Origin of the sequence: Streptosporangium pseudovulgare (genome assembly GCF_014648055.1) — a bacterium.
GTDB lineage: Bacteria > Actinomycetota > Actinomycetes > Streptosporangiales > Streptosporangiaceae > Streptosporangium > Streptosporangium pseudovulgare.
Genome location: NZ_BMQJ01000059.1, coordinates 1 through 1,385, shown reverse-complemented (window position 1 = coordinate 1,385; position 1,385 = coordinate 1). Strand labels below are relative to the sequence as shown.

1 protein-coding gene is annotated in these 1,385 nt (G+C 72.6%); it reads left to right on the top strand.

The features are described from left to right. Window positions 1–168 precede the first annotated feature (168 nt). Window positions 169–1,385 (top strand): N-acetylmuramoyl-L-alanine amidase (locus IEZ10_RS38440; RefSeq protein ID WP_189251420.1); only part of this gene is annotated, 1,217 nt, incomplete at its 3' end.

The following is a 1,385-nucleotide window of genomic DNA, read 5'->3' as shown; positions in this document are numbered from 1 at the left end:
ACTACGCCGGACCGGTACGGGCCGCCGCCGCCGACAAGTGCGTCAAATGGGGAGGCAAGGCGGGCTCCTCCACCTACGACAGCCCCTTCGAACACTGCGGCTGATCCTGCCGGGCACCGCCTCCCTCCCCCGGAGGCGGTGCCCTCGCCTCCCCACCGAGGAGAACCCGTGAAATCCCCCCTGCCACGTCGAGCGGCCGTTTTCCTGACCTGTTCGCTCATCTCCCTGCTCCCCCTGACGACGCCGGCGAGCGCGGCCCCCGCCGCCCCGCTCTCCGACGCCTTCACCAGCGCGGCCACGACGTACGAGGTGCCCCGTGACCTGCTGGTCGCGCTCGCCTACGCCGAGACCCACCTCGACGGCCACGGCGGCGAGCCGAGCGCGAGCGGCGGCTACGGCGTCATGCACCTGGTCGGCGCCCCCGGCTCCCGGGCCCTGGAGCGAGCGGCCGCCCTGACCGGAAAGCCCGTCCCGGCGCTGAAGACGGACGACGCGGCCAACGTCGCGGGCGGCGCCGCGGTGCTGCGCGCCCTCGCCGACGAGCTCCGGCTCGACGCCGCGGACCGCGAGGACACCGGGAAGTGGTACCAGGCCGTGGCACGGTACGGCGGCGCGTCGTCCCCGGACGTGGCCCGGCTGTACGCCGACACCGTGTACGAACTGCTGACCTCCGGCGTCCGGGCCGTCACCCCCGCCGGGGAGACCGTGAGTGTGCCGGCGCGGGCGGTGCGGCCCGACCGCGGCCCCTACGAAGCGGCCCGGGACCTCGACAGGACGTTCGCGGCCGCCGCCGTGGACTACCCGTCGGCCCACTGGGTGCCGGCGAGCACCTCCAACTACGCCGTCTCCGACCGCCCGAACAGCGATGTGATCGACCGCATCGTCATCCACGTGACCCAGGGCTCCTACGCCGGCACGATCTCGTGGTTCCAGAACCCCGCGGCCGCGGTGTCGGCGCACTACGTCGTCCGCTCCTCCGACGGCGACATCACCCAGATGGTCCGTGAGAAGGACCGGGCCTGGCACGCCGGAGACTACAACCGGAGGTCGGTCGGCATCGAGCACGAGGGCTACGTCGACAACGCCACCTGGTTCACCGACTCGATGTACCGCGCCTCGGCCGCGCTCACCCGGAACATCGCCGACCGGTACGGCATCCCCAAGGACCGCACCCACATCGTCGGGCACGTCGAGGTCCCCGGCGCCAGCCACACCGACCCCGGCCGCTACTGGGACTGGAACCGCTACATGCAGTACGTCGGCGGGAGCGGCGGGACGACGAACCCGTACACCGCGCAGGAGGTCTGCGGCAGCGGCTACAGCGTGATCGACAGCGCCGCCCTCGGCACCGCCGGCACGGTCTACCTGCTCTACAACTCCTCCAA